The organism is Priestia sp. TSO9 (assembly GCF_021029645.1).
Lineage (GTDB): Bacteria > Bacillota > Bacilli > Bacillales > Bacillaceae_H > Priestia > Priestia megaterium_E.
In genome coordinates, this window is record NZ_JAJEKD010000013.1 from 1,008,991 (window position 1) to 1,033,685 (window position 24,695).

The window sequence follows — 24,695 nt, forward strand, 5'->3', positions numbered from 1 at the left end:
TTTTTTATACCACACTATAGTCTTCCTGCTCACTTTCTGAGTAATTAGGTGGATGTATATGTGAAGGCACAAGACATTCATAGCTTTCCCCTTCTAGCCTATCCTCCAGCTCTTGTTTGGCTTGACTAATCAGCTCTTGATTTTCTATCATTTCAATCGCCGTAGCCGCTATGGCTTTTCCAGCTAACAACATCGCATCGTGGGCATACTCCGTTTTCCCTTGAGCAACAGCTTGCCATGTATGAAACGGCGTAGCATAAGCCCACGTTGCAGTCACGCACTGTGCAGTGGGAACATTCCAGCTAACGTCTGCGACATCAGTTGATCCTGTCATGAAGGAAACATTTTTAGACATAGGAGCAATTTGGTTGAAGACTGGATGATCCGCTAAAGCTCTGTCTAGCAGTGAACCCACTTGTTTTTTTGCTGCTTCTTTATCTTCAGCGGATGTAGATTCGTAAATAGCTTTGGCAAAAGCTATTTCTTCATGTTTCACTTCAGCCAAATTTATCTGCATCATTTGCTTATGCATCAGCTGCTCCATTGTTTGATTTGGAATTAGATTAGCGCAGGCTCCTTGAATTTCCTGTTCCATTTGTGTTTCAGTCATTAAAGCCGCTCCCTTTGCAATTTTCACAACGCGTTCATAAAGTTCTTTTACTTGAGATGGCTTCGGAGCACGAATTAAGTACATCACTTCCGCTTCTGCTTGAACAACATTAGGAGAGATGCCTCCGCTGTTTGTAATGGCATAGTGTACGCGCGCTTCATCTATCATATGTTCACGCATATAATTTACACCAATATTCATCAACTCTACAGCGTCTAAAGCGCTTCTGCCAAGGTGAGGACTAGCAGCTGCATGACTGCTTCTTCCTTTAAATTTAAAAGTTGCTTGCATAACCGCATTCGATGACGTATGCATAACACCATTAACGGTAGCGGGATGCCATGAAAACGCGACGTCTACATCTTGAAAAAATCCTTCTCGTACCATATACGTCTTTCCGTAACCACTTTCTTCGGCTGGACATCCATAGTATCGAACGGTCCCCGGGATATTTTTTTCTTTTAAGTATTCTTTGACAGCAAGTGCAGCTGCTAGTGAGCCTACGCCAAGTAGGTTATGTCCACATCCATGGCCATTTCCGTTTTTTTTGACCGGATCTGCTACTGCGCACTTATCTTTTTGACTCAGCCCGGTAAGCGCATCGTATTCACCGAGAATAGCGATGATCGGATAACCGCTCCCGTAACTTCCAATAAAACCTGTTTCAAGGTTAGCAATATGTGTACGAAGCGTAAACTCTTCTTTTTCTAACATGTCGCAAATCAGCTGTGCCGACTTATACTCTTCAAACCTCGTTTCTGCATATTCCCATATTTGATCACTGATTTGAGTTAGCTCGTTTCGCTTTTTTTCAATAAGTTGTTCGACTTCTTTAATAATATTCATGAGACACTCTCCTTTTTCTTCATTATTTAACAGCATTTTGTGCGTCCACTACCACTTTTGCAGGTCGAATCGAAAACAACGAAATAGCACAGACAAGAGCGCAGATAATTAATAAAGCAAATGCTGCATTATACGACCCGCCAAACGATTGTACTAAAAAGCCAATGAGCATCGGTGTTAATACGCCGGCTGCTTGAGCTCCTGTATTGATAAAACCATTTGCTGAACCGACCACTGATTCAGGCAACATTTTTAAAGGAGCTGAAGCGATTAAAATCACATTAAACGAAAACAGCAAGGTGACTGCACTTTGAAAAACGATAAACATGCCTACGCTAGGTGAAATGGCCATGAAGCAAAGAAAAATACCCATCAGTAAACCAAACACCGCCGCGATCGTCTTGTCTTTTCCGTCCGGAAGCTTGTCTAAAACAAAGCCGCTAACAAACATTCCGATAATGCCTACAAATGCTGGGATAGCGGAAAGAAAACCGATGTCCGTTAAATTCAGATGTCTTACTTCGGCTAAATATGTAGGCATCCACGACATGAGCCCCCAGTTAATGGCGTAGATACTGAAGTATGCAATAAATAAATTCCAAATCATCGGAGTTTTGATAATTTCTTTTAATGTCATCTGCTTAGCAGGAATAGCAGAAGTCTCTGTTTTTTCTCTCTGCTGCTTTTCTTTCAGTAAAAAAACAAACAGAACTGTAATAACGAGTCCGATGGCTCCTATGATATAAAAGATACTTCTCCAGCTTATCGTTTGCATCAGCTGCGTCGCTAGAATTGGTGTAACCACGCCCATAATCGTACCTGACGATAACAAAAAGGACATGGCTCTACTGCGTTCTTGCTGAGGAAACCACCCTGCGATTCCTTTTGATGCAGATGGAAAATAACTCCCTTCCCCTAAACCAAATAAAAAGCGAATGATAATAATAGAAGCAAAAGACCAGGCCATGCCGGTAAAAACCGTAAACAACGACCATAAAAGCACGGCGATTGTAATGACTTTTTTAAATCCAAAGCGGTCTGCTAGCCACCCTCCAGGTATTTGCATCAGTGCGTATCCTGCAAAAAAGCTGCTTAAGATGATGCCTGTAGAAGAAGCATTCAGATGTAGATCTTTCGAAATATCTAAAATAGCGTAGTTAATAATAAAACGATCTAAGTTTCCAAGCGACCAGCCTAAAAATAATAAAAATAAAATGACGTATTTCCAGTTCGACCTTGCTAGCATAAATGCACTCATCTCCTTTTTATTCCATTTAATGTAATGTTTTGTAACAAATCAATTCGTTATATAAATATTAAAAAATTCTGACTATTTTTTCAATGTGTATTTCTATATAATAAGAACTATAACTATGTATTTTTTTACATTAAGTAGTCTATAAGGGGTTGTTAACATGAGTGATTTATTAGCTAATATGAAAGGTTATCTTACATCTATTATCAAAAATAGTCCTTATCAAATTTGGACAAGTATTGATTCTGCAAATTTTAACGTGATTTTTTCCAGTTCTTCATGTTCATCCCTGACTTACCCTCCTCCCACTAGCCTACATAACGGCAGTGATTCCTTTCAAAAGCATATGGCATATGAAGAGTTCGAGGAAATTTACTTGTCCTTTCCAAATCGCTATGCGTTTGTTGTTCGCATATTTGCTAAGCACGACTGGACACCCCCACAAATAAAACAGCTATCGGCTACCTTTTCTCCTTATGTGCTGCAAAAAAAGCTGGAGCGGCATGAGCACATTTTAAACGTGCTTATGAAAAGCATTAAGGAAATTTCACTTTTACAAGACTCAGATTATCTATTAACAAGAATTCTTGAAAATGCTCTTTCAGTTATTTCTGTTGCGGATATGGGCGTGCTGTGGATGTTTGATTCTTCCACTCAATTTCTTTTGCCTCGCGCCTGGTCCGGGGGGCCAAACAATGAAATTCAAAACATGAAAATGAAAGTTGGCGAAGGAATTATTGGAAAGACATTTCAGCATAATAAAAGCTATATGTATACGAACTTAAAAGATATATTACGCGATTCTTCTACTATGACTGACAATAATATTCATTATCTTAATCAGTCCTATACGTTTACAAACATTCAATCTATTATTTCTGTCCCCATTTGTATGGAAGAACAGACGGTATGCGTACTCATTATTTATCAAAATGGTACAACCCCTCTTTTAAATGCAGAGGATAAAGAATTGTTAGAAAGCTTTTCCGATCAAGTATCGATTGCTCTCTTAAACTCAGCGCTTTTTGAAGATGTAAAAAAACAAAATGAACTTTTAATACGCCGCGATCAAATCCATCGCACCTTCATGAATGTTTCACTTCAAAGTAAAGGAATTGAACCAATACTTACCGAATTGCGCCGAATGGTTACATCTCCTGTCACCATTGTAGATTTTGTTGATAATAAGACCTATGGCTTCTTGAAATTCTTTGATATAGACACAAAAACAGCTGAATTCCACACACATTTTCTTTCACATACAAAGCCTTGTTTTTATACTATTGAGGCAAACAGTGTTTATATTCACCCCATACACGGCATTGACACGCTCTTAGGGTTACTTATTATGCAGGCACATCAAGGAGATCTTTCCTCTCTAGATCAAGTGGCACTCGAACAAAGCAGCTCTGTTATTGCACTAGAAATGCTGAAAAAACAAACGTTAGTTGATTTATTTTACAAGCGCACACATGAATTATTCAGTGAATACTTATCGTGTTATGACACCACTTTGCTGTATCAAAAAGCAAATGAGCTAAACATTGATACAAAAAAGCATATTCTAGTCGCTCTCATTACCATTCGTTCACAAGCGGACCTGCAGCTCTTAAACTTGCACCTTCATCGCCTTGTATCTGACATCAAATCGGTTTTCAGCTCAAAAGCACCGGTCGTATACGGATTCGACACCAAAGTAACCATTGTATTTACGCTTGACCCTTATGAAAAACATCATGCTATTATCAAACAATTAGAGGATTTACTCTCAAAATGGCGTTACTACAATGAATGTCATGTGAAAATAGGGGTTGGAAGTCGTTATTCTCACTTTACTCAAATAGGAAAAAGTTATAGCGAAGCTGAAAAAGCTGTCTCTTACCTTCTGTCTCAGCAGCAAGATGGATGCATGTTGTATGAGGAAATAGGAATTAATCGGCTATTTATTAATCAATCAAAAGAAGAAGTCAAAACCTTTATTGATGAAGTATTTCTCCCTCTTAAGAACAATCATTCAAACGATGAACCTTTAGAGCAAACGCTAGAAGCGTATTTCGATAATAACCGCTCGGCTTCACTTACAGCTAAACAGCTTCATATTCATGTTAATACACTCTATCAGCGGTTGAAAAAAGTTGAGGAAAAAATGAACATATCATTTACAAACAGTGAACATCTATTAAAAGTTCAGCTAGCATGCTATTTAAAAAAATTCCACTACAGCTAAAAAACCGATTCTTATTTTTAAGAATCGGTTTTTTCAGGAGAAAGAACAGCCTCAATTGATTGCTTCCAGCGGCTCAGTACCTCTTTGGAATCATGAAGCTGAAATTGAATTCCTGATGTTAAAACTGCATATTTTGCGTAATCTTCTTTAACAGCGGCTACTTCTCCCGAAAATAGCTCATAGCCTGATAACACAGGAGGTTCTTTTTTTAGCAAAAATTTAATGTAATAAGCTTTTCCTTCAATAACTAATGTAACTGTTGCCTTATGATTCTGTATCATGTTTGTTGAAGACGTTGTATCTTTCCATACTAACAGCTTGACGCGTGAAGAGCTAATAGCTACCAGCTCTCCTGCGCTAATCATTGCTACATGAGGAAAACCCTCGGATGTCACTGTAGATAGCAGCATCGCATCATGCTGTTTCCTTTCTAGATCTTTTCCATTTAAAAATACCCGCACGGCTCTTGGCAGCTCTGCTTTATTCATTTTACTTACCACCTTTGCTGATTAAGATCGGGGTGGCACAGGAGGCACGTGCGTTGCCAGCGGTACGTCTTTTGGATTGACTTTAAATGGTCGAGGGTATTTTTCAGGATTGGTGATCGTCTCAGGTTCAGAAGAACGCCAGGTAAACAAACACACGTTGCATAAGTAAATCTCCCAGGCTCCTTCAACTGGTGATTTAGATACTAAGTTCGCTTGTTTGGCTTCACATCTTGGACAAGTATGCATGTCGATTCCTCCTTATTTACTTTTGCATCATATTCGTTAAGATTTTTTCCCATTTTTCAGTTTCAAGTGGTGTATCTAAAGGCTGAGAATAGTGGCCTCTTGTTTCAGGTGCAACCGGTGTTGTAGCATCCAAGATCATTTTATCTGTAATACCAGCCGGCTCAGATCCTGGATCAAGTGGCAGAACTGAAAGATTAGGCACGATTATAACATCATGTTTTGGGTGCATTTTTGTCGATAGCGCCCACATGACTTGCGGTAAATTAAACGGATCCACATCTTCGTCTACTACAATAACTAACTTGCAATATCCTAATCCATGCGGCGTAGTCAATGCCCTCATACCAACCGCCTTAGCAAACCCTCCGTATCGGCTTTTCGTTGAAATGATAGCAACGAGACCATGAGTATACATCGCGTTCACCGCTTCAATCTCTTCAGGATATGCTTCTTTTAGCTGCTGATATAAAGGAACGCTTGTATTGATTCCAATTAAATAATCTGTTTCTGTCCAAGGCATACCGATATAGAGACTTTCAAAAATAGGATCTTTGCGATGGTATACACGATTGATTTTTATAACAGGCATGCTTCTGCCACCGGAGTAATGACCTGTAAATTCGCCAAAAGGACCTTCATATTCACGTTCCCCAGCTATAATTTCCCCCTCTAAAATCACTTCTGCTCCCCAAGGTACATCTAAATCAGAAAGCTGAGACTTCACAATTCTGTATGGCTCACCTTGAATAGCTCCTGCCATTTCATACTCTGATTGATCGTAATGAAGCGGCGTAGCAGCTGCTGTGACAATCGCAGGTTCACATCCTAAAGCAATTGATACAGGGAGGTTTTCACCTTTTTCTTCGGCTTGTTTCAAGTGAATGGCAATATCATGCTGCGGCACAGGTTGAATGCCTAGACGGTCTTTCCCTTTAACCTGCATACGATATATACCTACGTTTTGCTTGCCAAAGTTCTCCTTATCATGCTGATCACGAGAAATAACGCACGCTTTATCTAGATAGTAGCCTCCGTCTCCTTGATTCAAGCGAAACAACGGCAAAAGGTCGAATAAGTTAATATCATCTTTAATTTCACACTCATGAAATGGCGCTGTTTCTTCTCTTTTTACTTTAACAGGAAATTTTTCATATCTCTGAGCAAACTCAAAGAACTGTTCTTTTACAGGAGTTGATTTAGGCATTCCCATCATTAATGCGTGATTTGACCAAGAACCCATTACGTTTAGGGCTACCTTTGCGTTGGTGTACCCATAAATATTGGTAAATAATAATCCCGGCGTTTGGTCGCCTAAATTACTGATGGCTTGACCTGCTGAACCTAAATCTGGATCAGGCTGCACTTCATCCGTAATTGTCAGTAGCTGCCCTTCTTTATGTAGCGTATTAAGGAAATCTCTAAAGTCTTTATAAGCCATGTTTATTTTCCTCCTTGTGATAAATGTTTAATTCCATTCCATCTTTTTGCCTCAGGAAGCTCAATCCCTAATTGATCTAACGTTCGAACAGCAATATGAGTGACAAGATCATCAATCGTTTCAGGCTTGTTATAAAATGCTGGCATAGGAGGCACAAGGATAGCGCCCATTTTTGAAAGATCCAGCATGTTTTCTAAATGAATCGTATTCAAAGGCGTTTCTCGAGGAAGTAGCACCAGTGGCTTTCTTTCTTTTAACATCACATCTGCCGTTCTCGCTATTAAGTTATCTGCCAGTCCCATTCGAATAGATGCTAATGTTTTCATGCTGCAAGGACTAACAATCATTCCATCTATACGAAAAGAACCGCTTGAAATTTTTGCTGCTTGGTCTTGATATGAATAACAATAATCTGCTAGCGCTTCTACTTGCTGAACGCTATACGGTGTTTCCAACTTAATTGTGGCATGAGCCCAAGTCGACATAACTAAATGCGTTTCAACAGAAGCCTTCTTCAAAAGCTCTAAAATTCGAATACCTAGAATAGCTCCCGTGGCTCCTGTGATTCCTACAGCTATTTTCATTTCTCTTTCTCCTCTCTGCTTTGATTACACATTTAACTTTACACTCATTTTCCATACAATTAAAATATTGATAAAATATATAATAATACCTTTAAAGTATGGAGTTGAATAAAGTGGAATTAAGACAGCTGCATTATTTTATTGTCATAGCTGAAGAATTAAATGTGACCAAAGCAGCAAAGCGCCTGCATATGGCTCAGCCTCCTTTAAGCAGGCAGCTAAAACAGCTCGAAAATGAGCTAGGTCTTTTGCTTTTTGAACGAAATAATAACAAGCGCTTATTGTTAACGGCAGAAGGAGAGCTTTTTTTAAAACGAGCGAAAGAAATTGTGCAAAGGGTCGAAAAATCAGTATTGGAAGTACAGGAATGTAAAAACGCAACAAATGAAAAGCTTGAAATCGGATGTACGATCTACTGTGCATCAACGGTTCTCGATAAGCTAACTCTTATTCAAAAACAGTATCCAAACAGCACATTTAACATCTATGAAAACGAACCAGCTCACTTAAACGAATTATTAACGGAAGGAAAAATCGATGTAGCAGTCACTACTACTGACTTACCTTATAAACATGTCAAAGCAAAAACACTTGCACCAGATGTTTTTGTTGTAGCCGTTCCCAAAGAAAGTGGTTATACATCAGAAAAGATTTCAGTCGCTGAAATTGCTTCTCTCCCTCTCATTCTTCTTCGTTCAAATCGGGAAATAAGCATATACAATCGCATTATAAAGGAATTTGAAAAGACGGATATAACACCTAACATTTTATGCGAATGCCACGACTCAGCGATGCTTCTTAATTTAGTATGTCGCGGCCTCGGTGCTGCTGTTGTTCCTTATTCGATGCTATCTTCTTTTTCACTAGAACATATTAAAATTTTAAACATAGAAGATAATCCATTTGTAATTGAGCCTTTAGTTACGTGGCGTACCGACAGTTATCTTCCCAAAATCGCTCAAGAATTTTTAAAGCTTTTTTAAATATAGATGCACAAAAAAAGGCTTTGCTATTTTAGCAAAGCCTTTTTTTGTTTTATATCCATATATGTGATTACATTAACCAAGAAATTAACAGCGGTAATGTAACAAGTGACATAATGGCACTAAGTACGAATGCTGAAGCTGTTTCACCAGCTAAGCTGTCAAAGCGAACTGAAATCATCGCTGCTACAGCTGAACCTGGGAACGCTACTAATAATACTAATTTTACGATGTCAGCTGATGATAGACCCATTGCTGTTGCAATTCCTAACATTACAAGCGGCTGAATAGCCACTTTCAAAATCGCAATACCAAATGCCGATGGGCTAAATTGAATTTTACGAATACCAATTGTTACCCCAACTGCGAATAGAGCCGCACCTGATGTAATTGAGCCAATTTGATTTAAACTGCTTGATAATAAATCTGGAGATTGGAATCCACATAATACTAATACTACTGCGATTAACGGAACACAAGCTAATGGTTCAGAAAGACCGTGTAAGATTGATTTAATCGTTACTTTAAATAAGCTTTCTTCTGAATCCCCTTCACTTCTTTCGCGTTGTCCAACCGTACCAATAATAGTTGCCAAAGGATCAAGCATCGCATTTACTACAATACCCGTAATGGCGATTGGAATTGCTACTACATCCGCGCCAAACAAGCTACCTAATACGGGAATACCCATAAACGCAAACGTTGGCTGCGTAGAGTTTAAAGAGAACATAGACGCGCCTGTTAGTGAGTATTTGAATACATATTTTGCAACAAGTAAGAAAAGAACATAAAATCCAATAATACCAAGAACTAATGCTAATAAAAACGGCCATTTTTCAATAAGCGTTTGTTTTGATGTTGTTGTAATACCAACGAATAGATGTGCAGGTAACGCAAATTTTGTTACAAGCGTATTTAACCCTTTAGATGTTGTTGCATCAAACTTTTTGAAATACCCTGCTAAATAACCTAGCAAAATAACGAAAAAGATTGGGGTTAAAATAATAAAGATTTGACTAATTTCCATTTTTGAACACTCCATTGTTTAGATTAGAATCAATCATATAAATTTGCTTTCTTAGAAAGATAATTATCTTCTAAGGCTTGTCTATGGATATTGTTTACGTCAGGCCATTCATCTCCCTTTTTGCTAAACATCTCTACAAATATGAAGTAACGTATAATGGTTCATGAAAACGCATGGACTTTGTTTTTCTGCAATCATTTATTTACTTCGAAGCTGTTCATTTAGTTAAATCAAATCACACAAAACTTGTCATACAATACAGTAACTCTACAACCTTAGCAAAAACTTGTCATACAATCATGTTGTTGGCTTACTTAGGCTGAAAAAAAACACCTTCAAATGAAAGATGCTTAATCTTGTGACGAAAGAAAGCTACTTCTGATTGATGAGGAAGAATCTCTAAGAGTTTGAAACTCTCAGTTAAAAAGTTCCATAATTTCACAAAGTTTTTACAAACAATCTTACTTATTTGTATATTGCTTTCTGTGACGAATTTATGAACATGTTTTAACTTAACATTTGTAGGGGAATTATTCAATTACATTGCTTAAACTTTTAGTGAAAAAAATATTTTAATCCTGTTTTTTTTACATAAAACGGATTAAAGTAGTCAAAAAGACCTGTATATTATCGATTAAAAAGAAGATGATTCATCTATCACCTTCTTTTGCTTACTTTATTTAATAATTACATGTAGATCATAACGTTACTTTATTTTAGCATCAATAATGGAAAAATTGTGTTCTTCTGAAAACCACGTTTTAATTTTTTCCTTTGCTTTCAGTTTAACACCTTCATCAATGTACATGGCAACTTGAATCAATGCAAGCCCCAGAGCTCCTAAATCATCTGTAAATCCAACTCCTGCTGCAAAGTCCGGAATTAAATCTAAAGGAAGAATAAAATAACCTAACGCTCCTATAATGACTGCTTTTGCTTTTGGGGGAATATCAGGTTTTTGCAGCGTATAGTATAAAAGTAATACAGCATAAACAACGTTTGCTCCCGCTTTTTTACCAAACTTTTTAAGCTTGTCCCAAAATTTTTCTTCCGAATAATATTTGGCTGTTTCCTCTGTCCGAACGGGTACAATTTCTTGTTTCTCTTCCATATCGATCACCCTTTCATCACCATATGTACTTATTATAAACGATTATCTCTACCGAATTCCATTGAGAGCTTAAACTCCATAAACCTGCACAAAGCAGGCTTATGAATTTTTTAATGAGTAATGCTTCATAACGATAGTAACTAAGTCATTCAGCGCCGTTTCACTTTTAGAATGATTTTCAAACTGCTGAATGAGATCCATATGTTCAAGCAGCACTTCGTAATTACCCGTCATCTTTCTCAGAACTTCATATGCGGAACTATTCAAATCCACTTGTATTTTCAAATCCTCCAGCTGTACTAGATACTCATTCCAGCGCTGGTCTTGTTCTAGCAGCAGCAATACAATTTCTTTTATCACCTTCCGCACATTGGACTCCATCTTTTCATCTCCTTTGATACACAGATATAACAAAGTCTATGAAAAAAACGAGCTTTTTCATTCTCGTATTAAACAAAAAGAGTTTCTTTTATTTTATAACAAGCCCGCTTAAGAGCTCTTCCCATACTTTATCATCGCGCAGCACGTCCATTGAAAAAATAGGTGCATGTAAAACACATGTATAAGGCAAGTCCCAGTTAGCTTCGGACAAAAGTTCTTTTTCACTGTTTGTCAGCAGCAGTATATAGAAATCGTTTTTGACCATTCCCTTTAAAATATGCTCTAATTCTTTCGCTTCTTCATACGTTCCGCCCATGCGAATAAACAGTATACAAGAACTGGTCTCCATCGACGTTAAAAATCGCTCCGTTCTCCGTTCATATTTTTCTTTGACTTCATTATATGAAAGCCAGTTAGTCTCTGTATTAATAGACGACGGAAAATCATGAGCAGAATCAATTTGATACACCTGATCACGCAGTCTAAGCGTGGAACCATCTCCGAAAGAACTGATATAGGTTAAGTGTTCATATACAAATAAGTCTTTACAGCGATTTTTCAACAGCTGGTTAACATGAGAAAGAGAAATGCTAATACACCAATCAATCACGCCGGCTTGTTTTCGCAAAGAATGTTTTTTCATGTATATCCCTGGAAAACAGTTATAGCCTAAACTGTATATCATATCGTACTGCTTGCTTTTTAGTTCATTTAAAGTAACCATATTCATCCTCCCTTCTACTATAAAATATGACAGCTTTTTATAGAAAGAGGCGGCTTCTGCCTTATACCGTACAAGCTTTTTGTTTCTCAAAAGCTTATGTAAATAAAGAACAATAACGTAAAGGAAAATAACCGAAGCAAAATATTTTGGAACTCGAAAGATTATTGTTAAAATACTTGTATTCCATTGAAATAACAAGGCCTATGAAGTCTTTAAAGAAAGAAGATGAAATTGATGAGTAAAGCATTAAAAAATATTCCGATTTCCGTATTAGATCTTTCTCCTGTAGTTGAAGGAGGAACCGTATCTGACTCACTTAGAAATACATTAGATTTAGCTCAGCACGCTGAAAAATGGGGGTATAACCGCTATTGGCTAGCTGAGCATCATAATATGACAGGTATCGCAAGCTCCGCTACATCCGTTGTAATTGGTCATGTAGCTGCAGGCACGTCACGCATTCGCGTAGGCTCTGGAGGGATTATGCTTCCTAACCATTCTCCGCTTGTTATTGCTGAGCATTTTGGCACGCTTGAATCACTATTTCCAGGACGTATTGATTTAGGCTTAGGAAGAGCGCCAGGGACAGATCAGCTGACAGCACAAGCGCTGCGACGCGACCGCAGAAGCGACGGCAGTGACTTCCCAGAACAGCTGGCTGAACTGCAAGAATACTTTAAACCAGCTTCAGAAAGTCAGATGCGCGTTAAAGCTGTTCCAGGTCAAGGTTTAAATATTCCGATTTGGCTGCTTGGCTCAAGCGGTTTTAGCGCACAGCTTTCTGCACAGCTAGGCTTGCCATTTTCATTTGCAAGTCACTTTTCGCCTAATAATACAATGACAGCTCTTAACATGTATCGCCGTTATTTTAAGCCGTCCGACGTGTTAGACAAACCATATGCAATGTTAGGTGTAAACGTAATCGCTGCTGATACAGATAGAGAAGCTGAACGTTTGGCTACTTCTATGCAGCAGCAGTTTCTAAATTTAATTCGAAACACACCGGGTAAACTAAAAGCTCCTGTGGATAATATGGATGAACTATGGACTGACTTTGAAAAAGCTTCTCTTCAACAGCAGCTGGGCTCTTCTATTGTCGGAAGTCCTGAGACGATTAAAGTCAAGCTGGAACAGTTTATTGAAGAAACAGAAGCAGATGAACTGATGATTAACGCTCAAATTTACGATCACAAAGCTCGCCTTCGTTCGTACGAAATTGTTTCTCAGCTGTTCAAATAATAAAAAGGCCGGACGTGTCCGGCCTTTTTATTTGCTTTCTACTGCTTCAAGAAGTAAATCTGCAAGATGAACGGCCCTTACACTTTCTTCTACTCCTTCTCTGACTACCCCTAGCTTCATTTGAATAAGACAGCCCGGGTTCGCTGTTACAATCGTATGGGCATGGGCTTCTTTCACTTTTTCCATTTTATAATCTAAAATTTGCATAGACATCTCTTGTTCCGTTAGATTATAAATACCGGCTGAGCCACAGCAATGATCCGCATTTTCCATTTCATGAAACACCGTTCCGTTAATCGCTTGGATCAGTTTTCTCGGTGCGCTGGACGTTTTCATCACGTTTCTTAAATGACACGAGTCTTGATACGTAATAACTTGACTTGAAAGCGATAACTTTTGTTTTTCCACAAACTGCTGCTGCAATAAAATCTCTGAAAAATCTTTGACTTTGGCACAAAAAGCCGCCGCTCTTTCTTTCCATTCCGGCTCATCTTTTAATAAATGATCGTATTCTACCAACAGCGCACCGCAGCCTCCTGCATTAAGAACAATGTCATCCGCTTGAATGGATTCAAACGCCATAATATTTTGCTTCGCTAACTTCTTTGCCTGATCTTTTTCTCCTCCGTGCGCATGCAGTGCGCCGCAGCACGTCTGCACCTCTGGTATAACGACCTTACACCCCGCTTTTTGTAAAAGTGCAATCGTCGCGTTGTTTGTCTCCATAAACATCGTATCCATTAAACACCCTGTAAAAAAAGCAACCGTACGCTCTCTTGTTCCTTCTGCTTCAAATAAAAAAGGACGTTTCTTCATTTCTTTTTTTGTTGGCACAGGCGGAAGCGTTTTTTCCATTTGTGCTAAATTACCGGGCAGAACGTTTAGTATGTTTGTTTTTTGAACAGCTTTTTGCAAGCCGCTTCTTTGATAGAAAGCAAGCAGAGAATGTACATTTTTTAATCGTTCTTTATGGGGAAAAAGCTGTTCAAACACCATATGCCTGAGCGCTTTTACCGGCCATTTATGTCGTTTTTTCTGCTGAATAATATCACGCGCTTCTTCTAATAAGTGCCCGTACTTCACACCCGAAGGACAAACAGGCTCACACGCTCGGCAGCCAAGGCAAAGATTCAATTGCTTTTCAACAGATTCATCAGGTTCAATAAGTCCGTCTACCACTCCTTTCATCAAAGCAATTCTTCCGCGCGGTGACGCTGCTTCATATTGATTCGTTTGTCCATACGTCGGACAGCTCGGCAAACAAAAACCGCATCTCATACAATTCATTAACTCGTCATAATCTAACCGTTCTTTGAACGCTTGCTGAATGTCTTTTGTTGCCGTCATGAACGAACCACCACTCTTTTTCTCGTGTCTTTAGCAAAAATTTTCCCTGGATTCATAATTCCTTGCGGATCCAAAGCATACTTAATTGCTTTCATCGCTGCTACTCCTTCTCCGCCCATCTTCAACGCCAAATACGGTGCTTTCATTTCTCCAACTCCGTGTTCCCCTGTAATCGTTCCTCCGAGCTCAATGGCTTTATGAAAAATTGCTTCAAAAGCTTGTTCAACCCGGTGAAGCTCTTCTTCGTCACGCGCATCTGTTAAACAAGTCGGATGCAGGTTTCCGTCTCCCGCATGACCAAACGTACAGATCTTAACGTTATATGTTACAGCAATTTCATTAATTGCTTTGACCATTTCACTAATTTTAGACCGTGGAACGGTTGCGTCTTCTAAAATGGTCGTTGGCTTCATCCGTGCTAAAGCAGAAAGGGCTGACCTTCTGGCTGTACTTAACGCTTCTGCTTCTGCTTGCGAAGCCGCTACTTTTACCGATACAGCGTTTCCTTCGCTGCAGATGCGTGAAATCATTTCAATATCGCGCTTCACCACTTCTGGCGGGCCATCTTGTTCAATCAATAAGATAGCGTTTACATCAGTTGGAAGCCCAACTTGCGCAAAATCTTCTACTACTTCACACGTCGGCTGATCTAAAAATTCAAGCGTAGCCGGAATAATCTTATTGGCGATAATTGCTGAAACCGTCTTAGCAGCTGCGTCCATGTCTTCAAACAGCGCGAGCAGAGTTTGTTTTGTTTCAGGTATTGGAATGAGCTTTAAAATGGCTTCTGTCACGACGCCAAGCGTTCCTTCAGACCCGACAAACAAGTTCGTTAGATCGTAGCCAGCTACATCTTTAGCCAGCTTTCCTCCTGTCTTAATACAATCGCCGTTTGCAAGAACTACTTCAAGACCAAGAACGTAATCTTTTGTTACGCCGTATTTTAAGCCTCGTAATCCTCCTGAGCATTCATTAATGTTTCCTCCAATGGTTGATATTTTCATAGAGCTTGGATCAGGAGGATAAAATAAACCTTTTGCCTCTACGGCGTTAATTAAGTCTAACGTGATAACACCTGGCTGTACAGTAGCGGTTAAATTTTCTTCATCAATTCCCAAAATTTTATTCATTCGGTTAAATGTAAGAACAATTCCTCCTTGCGTGGGACACGTTCCTGCGCTTAAATTTGTACCTGAACCTCTTGGAACAATGGGCACGTGATCTTCGTTGCATATCGTTAAAATTCTTTTCACTTGTTCTTTGTTTTCAGGCATAATAACCGCATCAGGAAGCGACTGAAAGTTAGGTGTTGCGTCATAGGAATACACGAGTCTTGCTTCACTGCTATCTTGAAAATTGGCTGATCCTACAACTTCAATGAGCTTTGCTTTTGTTCGTTCATTAAGCATAACGTTCCTCCTTATATGTATCTCTTACTCTTATTATAGTTACAGAAGCAACGAGGGACTATAGATAAAGAACTAAAAAAAAGCGCTTTAAAAACTCTTTTTTTGTATGTTTATCCAACGAAGGACGCACTTCACTCTAGTAAAGATAGCGCAAGGTAAAAAAGCGTAATACCTTTTACGCTTTTAGGATCAATATCTGTGAGCTCTTTTATTTGCTTCAAGCGGTAATGAAGCGTATTAATATGAATATGTAAATCAACTGCCGTTTTTTTTAATGATTGATCATTGGCCAAATAGCACTTCAGCGTTTCAAGCAGCTCTTTTTCTTTTAAGAGAGTGGAAAGCACTCGACTCAAGAATTCCTTTTTTACAGGTTTAGAAACGTCTTCTAAAATCATGTCCATCAGCAGTTCCTCATAAAAAACAACGGTTTGACGTTTTGAAGCCACTTTAAGCGCTTTTTTCGCTTCTTCATATGAAGCATGCAAATTAAATTGCTCCGCTGACTTTCCTACACCAATAGTTACCATAACTTGGTTGTTTGCTTGAATGTACTGCTGACATTTTTTTAATTCTTCTTTAAATCCATGCCTTGCCTTTTCACCTACCGCCTCTTTCAGTAAAAGCAAACGATCATATCCCCAGTTTGCGATATAATCTCCGTCAGCTTTATGACTTTCAAACCAGTAGCGAATTGTTTCTTGTACCTGCTGCTGCTTATTTTTCGAAAGAGATGAATCAATTTGAAACAGCGTGCAGCAATAAGCACTGTCTGCTTGTACTCCTAAAATATGGCCTCGTTCAATAAATTCTGCATCTACCTGCTGGCTATAAATCCATTCACGAAAAAAAGCTTCCACTCCTTTATTTTCCCATTCCTTTGTTTCTATGTAATATGCCTCACGAATAATTAACTCTGTTAATCTTCGAATAATATCTGCAAAAGGCTCAACGGCTTCTGGAGTACCTGTAATGCCAATAACCCCAATAATCTCTCCTTGATAACTGATAGGCAAGTTAATACCAGGCTTAACTCCTTTTAAATCCGCTGCTTCTTTTTTGGATATATATAATTTTTGCTTTCTTTGCATCACGTTCCACGCGCCTTCGTGAAAAAAACCAACCCGTTTTTCTTCTGTTGACGCAATAATAATTCCACTTGGATCTGTTACAATTACATGTTCTTTCATCACAAGCTGCACTTCTTTTATAATTTTCTTCGAAAGTTCAGACACAAGCTGCACGTTGTTTACACCTCACCTATCATCATGTAAAAGAGCTGAAAGAATTCTTTTCTCTCAGCCCGCTTTTTTATTATGCGTTCACTTTTTCAGCTTTTTTTAGCACGTTAAAAAATTCTTTCATAAATTTAGGTAAATCTGGCCAAGCTTGTCCGGTTACTAAGTTTCTGTCTACATGAAGCGTCTGTTCAACAAATACTGCACCCGCCGCTTCTACTTCCGGACGGCAAGCAGGATACGCTGTCACTTCTCTGTCTTGCAGATACTCTCTAACCGTCGTTAACACGAGCTGACCATGACAAATAACGCCTAAAGGTTTGTTTTCTTTTAAAAAATGAGCGGCAATTTCCTGAACTTTTGTGTTCATTCGAATATATTCAGGCGCTCGTCCTCCAGGAATAATAAGTCCGTCAAAATCAGCGGGATCCACTTCATCTACAGAAGCGTGAGAATCAATTTTATATCCCGTTTTTTCTGTGAATGTTTCCATTTCTGGAAGAAAATCATGAACAACCGTTTGGAGCTTCTTTTTCACTGGAGAAGCAATGGTACACTGAATATCTTCTTCTAAACAGCGATAATACGGATAAAAAACTTCTAAAGCCTCCACGGCATCTCCTGTTAAAATCAAGACACGTTTACTCATCTTTTATCACCTTTTCTTTTAATGTCGTCATTTACTTCTTCTCGCAAGCTGCTTTCCATTCCTGCTTTTCCCCTAGGAATAATAAAAAAAGCAGGGCCTTCATTCCTTATCAGGAATGTCAGCCTTGCTTTTTATCTTGTAATCTTTTTAATTCAGCTGTTAATTCAATAAACCAAGCTTCGTCTTTCGTTAGCAGCGCGAGATCAATTAATGAAAGAATTTGCTCTTCGTGCGCCGTTTTTTGAAGGGGCAGCTTTTCTATTTTTTCATCCATCATGCCAATGGTTGTGCCGACCATTTTTTCATCATCACTTTTCACAACGTTGATTAGTGCTGCTTTTTTAGATGGATTAATCGTTTTAATATATCCGTATATAAGTTCACCGTCGCGAGACTTTCCTTTGACCCAGTCGCCTACTTTTAAATTTCCTTCAAATAGCTTCACAGTCATTCTCCTTTCTTCATAAACATGCTAAGAATTAATGTAACGGCATATAGTACTGCAGAAAGTAGTGTAATCATAATACTTACAGTTTAGAAAGTCAAAGAATCTGTTTTAGAGCAAAAATCTTAATATGCAACTAAATCACTGCAACAATAAAAAGATCCGAACAATTCATCGTTCGGATCTTTCTTCAACGAAACTACTTTTTTCTCAACCTCTTTACTGGTTATACGAGTCCAGTTAAGCTGTAGATTCCAATAATTAAGAAACATGCAAGCGTTTTTATAATAGTGATGGCAAAAATATCTCGGTAAGACTGCTTGTGGGTTAACCCGGTAATGGCAAGCAGTGTAATAACGGCTCCGTTATGAGGAAGCGTATCCATACCGCCTGATGCCATCGCTACAACTCTATGCATAACTTCAGGAGGAATGTTGTACTGATTAATAGCTTCTACATACTTATCTCCCATCGCACTAAGCGCAATTCCCATACCTCCAGAAGCAGAGCCTGTAATACCCGCTAAAATGTTTGTCGTAACGGCTCCATTGACAAGCGGATTTGTAAATGTATGTGAAATACCGTCACGAACGGCTGCAAACCCAGGAAGAGATGAAATAACGCCTCCAAAGCCATACTCAGCTCCCGTGTTCATCGCAGCAAGAAGCGCTCCGCCAATACTTGCATTAAGACCTGCTTGGAAACCGGTGGTCACTCGCTTCCAATCATACGCAATCGTTGTGATAATTCCAATAACAAGTGCCAATTCCACTGACCAAATACCAACAACCGCGGTTAAATCTACTTTTCCGAACGCTTCAAGGCCAATTTTGGCAAAATCAAAACCCTCTGGATACCATTTTGGAATAGAAACAGTAAAAAATTTGTTTGCAACCCCTACAAGCACAAGAGGAACAAATGCTAAAATCTGTCTTGCTACGCTAGGTTCATACTTAGGTTCTGTAGAAGGCACTGACTCTTTTTCTAGTTCTGCAGCAGCCGCTAGTTCATTATTAAATCCGTAGTAGCCTTCTCCAGCTTTTCTTGCTTTTTTGCTTCGACTTTCCAAATACCAAAGACCTAAGCTAAAGACAATAACCGATCCGATAATCCCCAGTGTCGGAGCAGCATAGATGTCTGTTTTAAAAAAAGTCGTTGGAATAACGTTTTGAATCTGCGGTGTACCTGGAAGTGCATCCATGGTAAACGAAATAGCTCCTAATGCAATCGTTCCCGGTACTAATCGTTTTGGAATATTCGCTTCGCGGAATAAGTTAGCTGCAAACGGATAAACTGCAAACGCAACAACGAATAAACTTACGCCGCTGTAGGTTAAGATTGCTCCCATTAAAACAATCGCCAAGATCGCACGTTTAGCCCCTACGACTTTAACAATTGTTTTCGCAATCGACTCAGCGACTCCAGACATTTCAACCATCTTCCCGAAAACCGCTCCTAATAGAAAGACAGGGAAGTAGTTTTTAATAAACCCAACCATTTTCTCCATAAAAACGTTTGAGAAAAACGGGAGTGCATAGCTTGGTTCCGTTAAAATAACGGCTAGCAGCGCACAAAGTGGAGCAAACAAAATAACTGAAAATCCGCGGTAAGCAACCAGCATCAAAAGCCCCAGAGACAGCAAAATAATCAGCAAATCCATAACGTTTCCCCTTTCATCCCTTATTCAATTTGTTTTGAATTTATCTTATTTTTTATAAAGTGCAGACTCAAACTCATATTCATAGCACGTGTAATACAGTTGGATAATTTCTTCTGCCGTCGGTACAACTGGATGGTTAGCAGGACTTCCGCTTTGAATCGCATCCGCTGCCATTTTCTCAACCGCCGCGTAAAATAGCTGGCGATCAATGCCCCACGATTGAAGATTAGGAATCTCTAAGTCGATACAAAGCTGCTTGATGGCTTCAATTAACACATCTGCTCCCTCTTTTTTTGTATATGATACGTTCGGAAAAAGAGCTTGTCCTATTTCACCTAAACGATCGATTGAAGCCTCTTTTGTATAGTCCAAAACCGCAGGCAGGAGCATCGCATTAGAAATACCGTGCGGCACATGGAATAACGCGCCAATAGGTCTTGACATACCGTGCACTAGAGCAACAGATGAATTTGAAAACGCCATTCCTGCCAGCATAGAAGCATAGGCCATTTCGTTTCTTGCTTGAACATTTTCTCCATTCCTATACACAAGACGAATATTTTTCATGATTAACTCAATTGCTTGAAGCGCAAGTGAATCTGTAAAAGGATGTGCTTTTTTAGACAAATACGCTTCCACTGCATGACTGAGTGCATCAATTCCTGTAGCTGCCGTTACGTGTTTCGGACATGATAGCGTTAATAACGGATCAACAATGGCTGTATCAGGTAATAATTGAGGTCTTGCAAGCATCATTTTTACATCGTACGCCGTGTCTGTAATAACCGTCGCTTTCGTCACTTCTGATCCGGTTCCAGCAGTCGTAGGCACGGCAACCAACGGAAGAGGACTATCTTGAAAATCTTGTTGATTTTGAAAATACGTTCGTAGATGCCCTTCATTTGTCATCATAATGGCAACCGCTTTTCCAGTATCGATACAGCTGCCTCCCCCTAAGGCAATAACCACATCGCACTGCTCCGTTTTACATATGGCAAGCGCTTGATCTAGATGAATATCTGTCGGCTCTGAATTTACGCCTGTATACACGGCACAGTCCATGCCAGCCTCTGCTAAGTAACGACGGCAAGTTTCTACATTGCCTGCTTTCACCATAACGTCATCACTTATAAGCAATGCCTTTGTCCCAAGCAGTGCAGCCTGTTCTCCAATTTTAGAAAATGATCCTTCTCCATATAAAACCGTGCGTGGTACAAGTAGTTCATAAATTCCCACTGTTTTTCCCCCTTTGTTATCTCGCTGACAATCTCTCCTTCCGTATTTTCATGCTGACTTATGTAAGCGATTTCATTTATTTGTGCAAAAAACCAACATGAACTTCGTTTTTCTCCCCTATTTATTCTCTTTTTGTATACCCCTTTCCTCTTTCATTCTAAAATTTCATCTTATATTTTTCAATCTTTTTTTGTAACTTTTTAAAAATTACAAAAAAAGCCAGAGGTATTCTCTGACTTTACCATTTAAATAAACTTTTGAACAGTATTATTTCGATTTAATTTATAAATAGACAGCAGGAAAAAAACAAGTGCAAAAGCTAGTAAAATGCTGATATTTAACCATAGGCTGCTTAAATCAGCTCCTTGTTGAACACTTTTTAACGTACTTAATACCCACGTTTGAGGAAGAAAGTCGGCTATTTTCTGCATCACATCCGGCATAAATTCAGGCGGGAAAAAGCAGCCGGACAGTAAACAAGTTGGCGTGATGATAAGCGTCTGAAGACCATTCGCTGCTTTTGAACTTTCTGTAAAAGCGATAATTACAAGAGACAAGCCGATGGCTACTAGACCAAACAAAACTAAAATAAAAAACAGCTGCCACACGGGAATGTTCATATCTACGTGAAAAAAAGTCGTAATACACACAAGTGTAATCATTACTTGCAGAGTTAATAAAATCATATTTGTAATAACATTGGATATCACATATTGCCTTGCGCTAACTGGCGAAGCTAACAGTCTAAAATACGTTCGCTGCTCTTTTTCTTTTGTGATAAGAGCCGATAAATTTACCGCAGAAAAAAGCATAAACATAATTAAATACCCAATTGTCTGCTTGACAATATTTTGATCGGTTCCTTTGTCTTCAAGGGCGTGCGTAGAGACGTGGAATGGCGCTTTTTGATAATTCTCATACATTTGTTTAAACGCAGCATCGTCGCCTTCAGCAGCTTGATTCAGCGCAGAAATATTATCAATATATTGATACAGATAAGACTTAATAAAGCTCGTTACTTCTGCTCCTTTTATTGAAGTGATTGTAATATGATCTGGTTTGTTCGCTTTGACGCTGTCAGAAAACCCTTTTTCAAAAGTAATAACCGCATCAACTTTCTTTGACGTAATCTCATGATCCACTTCTTTGTCCGTAAGCATTTTAACATTTGTTTTATGCAGCCCTTTTAAAAACTGAACGGTATCTTTTGTAATATCCGTTGAATCGTGATTGACAACTCCGATATTCACCGAAGTCCCTCCTGCATTTCCATAAATAAGAACGGACATTAAAACCCCTGCAATAGGCAAACCAATAACAAGCACAAGCGTCCTTTTGTTTCTAAGCAGCATATTTCTCAGCATATTTGTGACAAGCCACATGATGTTTTTCATGTTATAACCCCTCTCTTTTTCTCAAAAGCACAATGGCTGTGCCCAAGAATAAAATAGAGAAGCCTACATTCAACCCGATAACTGAAAGAGAAGCGCCGATATCATTTGTATAAATCAATTTAATAAGTCCATTATTCATCCAGGTTAAAGGTGATACATTGACGAAGCCTTCTCCAGATCCATTTTGAAAATAGGTTCCTCCCACAATACACGACACTTGAATCACAACCATAATAATTGCTCTTGACGCCGCTTCTGTCTTCGTAAGGTAGCTAACTCCTAGTCCAAAGCTAATAGCAAAAAGAATTTGAGATACTAACATTACGAGTACTAAGAGTAAATGATCTCCCCAATTCGCATCAAAAAAGTATTTAGTCGACATAATCACCACTAATACACAAATAGTGTGAACCAAAACAGTACCTAAAATTTTCCCGACAAAAATTTCAGCGGTTTTAATCGGAGCGGCTACTAATCGATAGGCCGTATTTCGCATACGCTCTCCTCTAATTAAATAACTCGCTGAGATAGATCCGTACAAAACAATCATGGTTGTCATTGAAATAGCGTAGTAGTCTATTGAATTGGGCTGTTTTTGAGAATGAAGGGATGTTTCTTGAATATAGTCATGCTTAGACGCACGCAGCAGATTCTCCACTTGCTGAGGATTTACTTTTGCCACTTCCATCGCCACGTTGTACTTATCCGTAAACGTGCTTAACATACCTTGCACCACGTTAAATTCAATGCTGTTTTCTTCATTTCCGTAGAGATCAATGTCTCCGTCTTTCACTTCTACATAAGCTGTATAACGCTGCTCTTTTACTTCTTTTTTTCCATCCTGATCTTTTTTCAACGCTTTAAAGTGAATGCCGGATTTTTCTGCGTTTGCAGCAAACTGCTTAAATGCGGCAGATTGTTCATTACTCGTGTCGATTTTATAGAGAACATAGCTATCGTCTATCGTCATGTCGTTATTAAAAGCTTGAGACAAAGCTGTTCCTAAAATAAGGACAAGAGCTAGCGGAAAGAGAATCATAAAAATAAATGCACGCTTATCTCGCAGATCACTTTTCATTTCTTTCAAAGCAATTGCAATAATATTCATTCGTTATTCCTCCTTTCTTTTATAAATCTCTTAGACTGCGTCCTGTGAGCGTCAGAAAGACCGTCTCTAAATTTGGCGCTTGCTCCTTGACTGCTTTAATTTCAATATGGTGGCTCATTAAATACTGAATGACTTTGTTCAAGTTATTCACTTCAGCATTTGAATTAATTTTAATGATTCCATCTTCATACGTAACGGCTGTTACTCCCGGAATGTCTTTTAGACCGCTGCAATCTATATCGTCCGCTTCTTTTACTTCAATCCAAATATCTTTTGTATCGGTGATAATCGCTTTCAGCTGCTCTTTTGTTCCTTCAGCAATAATTTTGCCGTGATCAATAATCGCAATCTTTGTACATACCTCTTCTACTTCTTCCATGTAGTGACTCGTATAAATAATTGTGCTTCCCATTTCATTTAGCTTTTTTACAGATGTTAAAATATAATTTCGTGACTGAGGATCAATGCCCACCGTCGGTTCATCCATTATAATAAGCTTTGGGCGATGAGCAATTGCGCATGCGATATTTAGCCTTCTTTTCATTCCTCCAGAAAAACTTTTCGGATACGCCTTTTGTTTATCCAAAAGCCCTACAAATGCTAAAGCTTCTTCGACTCGTTCGTTAAGCAGTGAGCCTCTTAATCCGTAAAGTCCTGCAAAAAACTTCACATTTTCATATGCTGTCAAATCTTCATAAATCGCTAAGTCTTGCGGAACAATCCCGATGTTCATCTTTGCAAAATTTCGGTGCTTCTTTATATTTTTCCCCAGCACTTCAATATCCCCGCTGTTGCTTTGAAGCAGACTAGCAACCATATGAATCGTTGTGCTTTTTCCTGCTCCGTTTGTTCCTAAAAAGCCGAATATATCTCCTTCTTCTACTTGTAAAGACAAATTATCTACCGCAATAAAATCTCCAAATTTCTTTGTTAATTTTTGAATCGATAATACGTTCATCATTTCACCTCTAGTGTGTTGGTATATCCTTATTTTATGAAAAAAAGGCAAACTTACGTCAGTGCATAAGTTCACCTTTTCTCCATGAGAAA

General features: G+C 38.8%; 23 protein-coding genes. 3 read left to right on the forward strand and 20 right to left on the reverse strand.

Annotated features, from left to right (window positions below):
• Positions 1-4 precede the first annotated feature (4 nt).
• Positions 5-1,456, reverse strand: coding sequence for a M20 family metallopeptidase (locus tag LJC66_RS13345; protein WP_230932728.1), 1,452 nt, complete (start codon positions 1,454-1,456; stop codon positions 5-7).
• 22 nt (positions 1,457-1,478) lie between these two features.
• Entirely contained in the window at positions 1,479-2,702 is a 1,224-nt protein-coding gene (locus LJC66_RS13350) for an MFS transporter (RefSeq protein WP_028408291.1), read from the reverse strand.
• A gap of 169 nt (positions 2,703-2,871) precedes the next feature.
• Here LJC66_RS13350 and LJC66_RS13355 point away from each other — a divergent pair, with 169 nt between their 5' ends.
• Complete coding sequence (locus LJC66_RS13355; protein WP_230932729.1) at positions 2,872-4,938, forward strand: helix-turn-helix domain-containing protein; 2,067 nt, start codon at positions 2,872-2,874, stop codon at positions 4,936-4,938.
• A 17-nt stretch (positions 4,939-4,955) separates the two neighbouring features.
• Here the strand turns inward: LJC66_RS13355 and LJC66_RS13360 are convergent, their stop codons facing one another.
• From LJC66_RS13360 to LJC66_RS13375, 4 genes are read right to left on the reverse strand one after another with little or no spacing between them, the layout of a single operon-like run.
• Positions 4,956-5,426: a hypothetical protein gene (locus LJC66_RS13360; RefSeq protein ID WP_230932730.1), complete on the reverse strand. Its 471-nt coding sequence runs from the start codon at positions 5,424-5,426 to the stop codon at positions 4,956-4,958.
• A 21-nt stretch (positions 5,427-5,447) separates the two neighbouring features.
• Positions 5,448-5,672, reverse strand: a complete 225-nt coding sequence (locus LJC66_RS13365; protein WP_013083432.1) for a non-oxidative hydroxyarylic acid decarboxylases subunit D — start codon at positions 5,670-5,672, stop codon at positions 5,448-5,450.
• A 16-nt stretch (positions 5,673-5,688) separates the two neighbouring features.
• The gene (locus tag LJC66_RS13370; protein WP_230932731.1) at positions 5,689-7,110 is read right to left on the reverse strand and encodes a non-oxidative hydroxyarylic acid decarboxylases subunit C; all 1,422 of its coding nucleotides are present in this window, start codon (positions 7,108-7,110) and stop codon (positions 5,689-5,691) included.
• 2 nt (positions 7,111-7,112) lie between these two features.
• Positions 7,113-7,694, reverse strand: a complete 582-nt coding sequence (locus LJC66_RS13375; RefSeq protein WP_195696859.1) for a non-oxidative hydroxyarylic acid decarboxylases subunit B — start codon at positions 7,692-7,694, stop codon at positions 7,113-7,115.
• 113 nt (positions 7,695-7,807) lie between these two features.
• Between LJC66_RS13375 and LJC66_RS13380 the strand changes: the two genes are divergently transcribed.
• The gene (locus LJC66_RS13380) at positions 7,808-8,677 is read left to right on the forward strand and encodes a LysR family transcriptional regulator (protein WP_230932732.1); all 870 of its coding nucleotides are present in this window, start codon (positions 7,808-7,810) and stop codon (positions 8,675-8,677) included.
• 70 nt (positions 8,678-8,747) lie between these two features.
• On the opposite strand, the gene LJC66_RS13385 is transcribed toward LJC66_RS13380, so the two are convergent.
• The 4 genes from LJC66_RS13385 to LJC66_RS13400 all read right to left on the reverse strand — a co-directional run bounded on the left by LJC66_RS13385 (position 8,748) and on the right by LJC66_RS13400 (position 11,920).
• Complete coding sequence (locus LJC66_RS13385) at positions 8,748-9,704, reverse strand: AEC family transporter (RefSeq protein WP_025751675.1); 957 nt, start codon at positions 9,702-9,704, stop codon at positions 8,748-8,750.
• A 706-nt stretch (positions 9,705-10,410) separates the two neighbouring features.
• A complete protein-coding gene (locus tag LJC66_RS13390; protein WP_013057340.1) occupies positions 10,411-10,815 on the reverse strand; it encodes a YkvA family protein in 405 nt (134 codons plus the stop codon).
• A gap of 99 nt (positions 10,816-10,914) precedes the next feature.
• Complete coding sequence (locus LJC66_RS13395; RefSeq protein ID WP_195696857.1) at positions 10,915-11,196, reverse strand: hypothetical protein; 282 nt, start codon at positions 11,194-11,196, stop codon at positions 10,915-10,917.
• 88 nt (positions 11,197-11,284) lie between these two features.
• Positions 11,285-11,920 carry a DUF1796 family putative cysteine peptidase gene (locus LJC66_RS13400; protein ID WP_144634404.1) on the reverse strand — a complete coding sequence of 212 codons (636 nt, stop codon included), beginning with the start codon at positions 11,918-11,920 and terminating at the stop codon, positions 11,285-11,287.
• Between the two features lie 234 nt (positions 11,921-12,154).
• Here LJC66_RS13400 and LJC66_RS13405 point away from each other — a divergent pair, with 234 nt between their 5' ends.
• Entirely contained in the window at positions 12,155-13,159 is a 1,005-nt protein-coding gene (locus LJC66_RS13405) for an LLM class flavin-dependent oxidoreductase (protein WP_050690187.1), read from the forward strand.
• A 27-nt stretch (positions 13,160-13,186) separates the two neighbouring features.
• On the opposite strand, the gene LJC66_RS13410 is transcribed toward LJC66_RS13405, so the two are convergent.
• The 10 genes from LJC66_RS13410 to LJC66_RS13455 form a co-directional block, all read right to left on the reverse strand.
• On the reverse strand, positions 13,187-14,506 hold the full coding sequence (locus tag LJC66_RS13410; protein ID WP_230932733.1) for a (Fe-S)-binding protein: 1,320 nt from the start codon (positions 14,504-14,506) through the stop codon (positions 13,187-13,189).
• Complete coding sequence (gene glcD / locus LJC66_RS13415) at positions 14,503-15,915, reverse strand: glycolate oxidase subunit GlcD (protein ID WP_230932734.1); 1,413 nt, start codon at positions 15,913-15,915, stop codon at positions 14,503-14,505. The genes LJC66_RS13410 and glcD overlap by 4 nt, the downstream gene beginning before the upstream one ends.
• Positions 15,916-16,046: 131 nt before the next feature.
• Positions 16,047-17,159, reverse strand: a complete 1,113-nt coding sequence (locus LJC66_RS13420; RefSeq protein ID WP_042992088.1) for a CdaR family transcriptional regulator — start codon at positions 17,157-17,159, stop codon at positions 16,047-16,049.
• Between the two features lie 70 nt (positions 17,160-17,229).
• Positions 17,230-17,802, reverse strand: a complete 573-nt coding sequence (locus LJC66_RS13425; protein ID WP_013057347.1) for a DJ-1/PfpI family protein — start codon at positions 17,800-17,802, stop codon at positions 17,230-17,232.
• A 118-nt stretch (positions 17,803-17,920) separates the two neighbouring features.
• On the reverse strand, positions 17,921-18,247 hold the full coding sequence (locus LJC66_RS27955; protein WP_013057348.1) for an IDEAL domain-containing protein: 327 nt from the start codon (positions 18,245-18,247) through the stop codon (positions 17,921-17,923).
• Between the two features lie 226 nt (positions 18,248-18,473).
• Positions 18,474-19,907, reverse strand: a complete 1,434-nt coding sequence (locus LJC66_RS13435) for a GntP family permease (protein ID WP_014459806.1) — start codon at positions 19,905-19,907, stop codon at positions 18,474-18,476.
• Between the two features lie 45 nt (positions 19,908-19,952).
• On the reverse strand, positions 19,953-21,143 hold the full coding sequence (locus LJC66_RS13440; protein ID WP_230932735.1) for an iron-containing alcohol dehydrogenase: 1,191 nt from the start codon (positions 21,141-21,143) through the stop codon (positions 19,953-19,955).
• Between the two features lie 245 nt (positions 21,144-21,388).
• Positions 21,389-22,537 carry an ABC transporter permease gene (locus tag LJC66_RS13445; protein ID WP_050690183.1) on the reverse strand — a complete coding sequence of 383 codons (1,149 nt, stop codon included), beginning with the start codon at positions 22,535-22,537 and terminating at the stop codon, positions 21,389-21,391.
• A gap of 1 nt (position 22,538) precedes the next feature.
• Positions 22,539-23,645, reverse strand: a complete 1,107-nt coding sequence (locus LJC66_RS13450; RefSeq protein ID WP_230932736.1) for an ABC transporter permease — start codon at positions 23,643-23,645, stop codon at positions 22,539-22,541.
• A 19-nt stretch (positions 23,646-23,664) separates the two neighbouring features.
• Positions 23,665-24,603, reverse strand: a complete 939-nt coding sequence (locus LJC66_RS13455; protein ID WP_140450953.1) for an ABC transporter ATP-binding protein — start codon at positions 24,601-24,603, stop codon at positions 23,665-23,667.
• Between the last annotated feature and the right edge of the window lie 92 nt (positions 24,604-24,695).